Annotated in this window: 3 protein-coding genes; all 3 read left to right on the forward strand. The window is 72.6% G+C overall.

Annotation, left to right across the window (positions count from 1 at the left end; all coding sequences use genetic code 11):
- The first annotated feature begins 123 nt into the window (after positions 1–123).
- From FRAQA3DRAFT_RS30090 to FRAQA3DRAFT_RS30100, 3 genes are read left to right on the forward strand one after another with little or no spacing between them, the layout of a single operon-like run.
- Positions 124–1,326 carry an argininosuccinate synthase gene (locus tag FRAQA3DRAFT_RS30090; protein WP_009742828.1) on the forward strand — a complete coding sequence of 401 codons (1,203 nt, stop codon included), beginning with the start codon at positions 124–126 and terminating at the stop codon, positions 1,324–1,326.
- Complete coding sequence (gene argH, locus FRAQA3DRAFT_RS30095; RefSeq protein ID WP_009742829.1) at positions 1,323–2,837, forward strand: argininosuccinate lyase; 1,515 nt, start codon at positions 1,323–1,325, stop codon at positions 2,835–2,837. Before FRAQA3DRAFT_RS30090 ends, argH begins: the two co-directional genes overlap by 4 nt.
- A complete protein-coding gene (locus FRAQA3DRAFT_RS30100; protein ID WP_009742830.1) occupies positions 2,822–3,580 on the forward strand; it encodes a DNA-3-methyladenine glycosylase in 759 nt (252 codons plus the stop codon). Before argH ends, FRAQA3DRAFT_RS30100 begins: the two co-directional genes overlap by 16 nt.
- Positions 3,581–4,160 lie beyond the last annotated feature (580 nt).

Below are 4,160 nucleotides of genomic sequence, written 5' to 3' on the forward strand. Positions count from 1 at the left end.
GTGGCCGCAGCCGCCCAGGCCCGCCCACGCACCCCGTCGGGGGGCGGGGCGGTCCTGGCGGGCACCGGCACCGGCACACCTGATGATGATCTTTCGCGCAATCCGACATAAGGAGTAAGTCCCGTGACCGAACGCGTCGTGCTTGCCTACTCGGGCGGCCTCGACACGTCCGTGGCCATCGGCTGGATCGGCGCCGAGACCGGCGCCGAGGTCGTCGCGCTGGCGGTCGATGTCGGCCAGGGCGGCGAGGACCTCGAGGCCATCCGCCAGCGCGCCCTCACCTGCGGCGCCGTCGAGTCGATCGTGGTCGACGCCCGCACCGAGTTCGCCGAGTCCTTCGTCGCCCCGGCGATCCGGAGCAACGCGCTGTACATGGACCGCTACCCGCTGATCTCGTCGCTGTCGCGGCCGATCATCGTCAAGCACCTGGTCGCGGCCGCCCGCGAGCACGGCGCGGACGCGATCGCGCACGGCTGCACCGGCAAGGGCAACGACCAGGTGCGGTTCGAGGTCGGCGTGTCGGCGCTGGCCCCCGGGCTGAAGGTGCTCGCCCCGGTGCGGGACTCGGGCATGACCCGGGACAAGGCGATCGCCTTCGCCGAGGAGCGCGGGCTGCCCATCGACGTGTCCAAGCGCTCGCCGTACTCCATCGACCAGAACCTGTGGGGGCGCACCGCCGAGTGCGGCATCCTCGAGGACCCGTGGGCGCAGCCGCCGGAGGACGTCTTCGTCTACTCGGCGGACCCGACCGTCGCCCGGACCCCCGACGAGGTGACGATCTCCTTCACCGACGGCGTCCCGACCGGCCTCGACGGGCGCTCCCTGGCGCTGGCCGAGCTCGTCGCCGAGCTCAACACCCGCGCGGGCGCGCACGGCGTCGGCCGGATCGACATGATCGAGGACCGCCTGGTCGGGATCAAGAGCCGGGAGATCTACGAGTGCCCGGCGGCGATCACGCTGCTGACGGCGCACCGCGACCTGGAGGACCTCACCCTCGAGCGCGACGTCGCCCGGTTCAAGCGGGGCGTCGACCAGCGCTGGGGCGAGATCGTCTACGACGGCCTGTGGTACTCCCCGCTCAAGGCCGCCCTCGACGCCTTCGTCGACTCGGCGAGCGCCGGGGTCACCGGGGACGTGCGGCTGCGGCTCGCGGGCGGGGTCGCCCAGGTCGTGGGCCGGCGCAGCCCGGGCAGCCTCTACGACCACGCCCTGGCCACCTACGACGCCGGCGACCAGTTCGACCAGAGCGACGCGCGCGGGTTCATCGAGCTCTGGGGCCTGCCGACGAAGGTCTGGGCGGCCCGTGAGCAGCGGCTGAACCCGTGACCTCGACGGATCACTCCGAGGACGCGGCGGTGCCGAAGCCGTCCGGTGAGGTGGCCGCCGGTGAGGTGCCCGCCGGCGGGATAGTCGCCGGCAGGGCGGCAGCGGGCGGCGCGCCGATGCGGCTGTGGGGCGGGCGGTTCGCCGGCGGTCCGGCGGAGGCGCTGGCCCGGCTGTCGGTGAGCGTCCAGTTCGACTGGCGGCTCGCGCCCTACGACCTGCTCGCCTCGAAGTCGCACGCCCGGGTCCTGTACCGGGCCGGGCTGCTCGACGACGCCGAGCTCGCCGCGATGCTCGCCGCCCTCGACGACCTGTCCGACGCGGTGGCCCAGGGCCGGTTCCGGCCGACGGTCGAGGACGAGGACGTCCACACCGCCCTCGAACGCGGACTGCTGGAGCGGCTCGGCGCGCTCGGCGGCAAGCTGCGCGCCGGCCGCAGCCGCAACGACCAGGTCGCCACGGACCTGCGGCTGTACCTGCGCGAGCATGCCCGACAGGTGGCGGCCCGGGTGACCGAGCTGTCCCAGGCGCTGGTCACCCTGGCCGCACAGCACGTGGACACCCCGGCGCCGGGGATGACCCACCTGCAGCACGCCCAGCCGATCTCGTTCGCCCATCAGCTGCTCGCCCACGTGCAGGCGTTCGTGCGGGACACCGACCGGCTGCGGGACTGGGACGACCGGGCGTCGGTGAGCGCGCTGGGCGCCGGGGCGCTGGCCGGCTCGTCGCTGCCGCTGGACCCGCAGGGCGTCGCCGCCGAGCTGGGGTTCGACCGGGCGTTCGAGAACTCCCTCGACGCCGTGTCGGACCGCGACTTCGCCGCCGAGTTCCTGTTCGTGGCCGCGCTGATCGGGGTGCACCTGTCCCGCCTCGGCGAGGAGATCGTGCTCTGGACGACCCGCGAGTTCGGCTGGGTCGAGCTGGACGACGCCTTCGCGACCGGCAGCTCGATCATGCCGCAGAAGAAGAACCCGGACGTCGCCGAACTCGCCCGGGGCAAGTCCGGCCGGCTCATCGGCGGCCTGACCGGCTTCCTCGCCACCCTCAAGGGCCTCCCGCTCGCCTACGACCGGGACCTTCAGGAGGACAAGGAGCCGGTTTTCGACGCGGTCGACACGCTGCTGCTGGTGTTGCCCGCGCTGACCGGCACGGTCGCGACGATGCGGGTCCGCCGCGAGCGGCTCGCCGCGGCGGCGCCGGACGGCTTCGCGCTGGCCACCGACGTCGCCGAGTACCTGGTGCGCCGCGGCGTGCCGTTCCGCCAGGCGCACGAGGCCGTCGGCCAGCTCGTCTCCTGGTGCGTCGCCCACGACGTCGACCTGGACGGCGTCTCCGACGACGACCTCGCGGTGATCAATCCGTTGCTGACCGCGGACGTGCGCGACGTGCTGTCGGTCCCGGGCGCGTTGCAGGCCCGTTCCGCCCCCGGCGGGACCGCTCCGGACCGGGTCCGCGAGCAGCTCGCGGCGCTGCGGCCGGTCCTCGACCGGGACCGTGAGTGGGCGGTGGACTGACGGGTTCTCCTGAGCTCCCCGGACCCCCCGGGCCGGCCGCTGCGGCGGCCGGCCCGGCGCCGTACCCGGCGGCCTTCTTCGACCGGCCCGCGTTGGCCGTCGCACCGGATCTGCTCGGTGCGACGGTTCGGCACGGGCCGGTCGCCGTTCGGATCACCGAGGTCGAGGCGTACGGCGGCCTCGACGATCCCGCCTCTCACGCCTTCCGCGGCCCGACCCCGCGGGCCGCGGTGATGTTCGGCCCGCCGGGGCGGGCGTACGTGTACCTCAGCTATGGCGTCCACTGGTGCCTCAACATCGTCTGCGGGCCGGCGGGGGAGGCGTCGGCGGTGCTGCTGCGAGCCGGTGAGGTCATGGCCGGCCGGGAGGCGGTGCAGGCCCACTGGCCGACCCTCGCCGCCCGGGACCTGGCCCGGGGACCGGGCCGGCTCGGGCGCGTGCTCGGGGTCGCGTCGTCGCTGACCGGAACGCCGATGACGGGCGGCGGACCGCTCGTCGTCCACCCGTCGCTGCCAGCGTCGGACCGGCCCGCTCCCGACCGGCCCGCTCCCGACCGGTTCGCCGCGGCCGGGGAGCTCCGCGACGGGCAGGGAGTGGATGGTGCGGTGCCGGGGGCGCTCGGCGAGCGGGTCCACCGAGGACCGCGGGTGGGGATCAGGGCCGGCACGGAGCGTCCGTGGCGCTTCTGGCTGGCGGGGGAGCCGTCCGTCAGCGCCGCGCGGACGGGCCGTCGCCGTAGGTGAGCCGTGCGGATAGCGGTGGACGGAGGGCGCGCCGGCCACGCGCTGGCGACTTGGCCCAGACCGCTAAGCCTCCCATATCAGAACATCACAACGAACCACTCCGCCAGAGGTGTGACATACGTCACACATCTGAGAGGGGGATTGATTTGACGGCCACCGTCATCCACCCGTAATGTTCTCTCTGTCAGCGCGACACGGCAGACACCGGACACGGTGGCTCCACCCGCTGACAGAGCTCCTCCTCGGAGGGCTCGGACAGAGTAGGCGCGAGGCGGCCCCTTCTTGGGCGTACTGACGAGCGCTGCTCCACATAACTTCGTAAGTAGCTAGGAATCCGCACGAGTTACGACATCTCGCGGTGTCATCTCGTCCGCGCCTGCTCCTTGAGAACTCAACAGCGTGCCGATTGTCAGTGCCAATTGTTTTACCCCGTTCATGGCCTGGCTGGTTGTTCTTCGCATGCCGGATGGTGTGTGGGGGGTGGCTGGTTTGGGGTTGTGAGGGATTCCTTTGGACACGGCATCATGTTTGTGGTGTCGATGTCGGGGTCTGCCGGTTTTCCGGCACTCTCGAAATCATT

The organism is Frankia sp. QA3, assembly GCF_000262465.1.
In the GTDB taxonomy this organism is placed as follows: Bacteria; Actinomycetota; Actinomycetes; order Frankiales; family Frankiaceae; genus Frankia.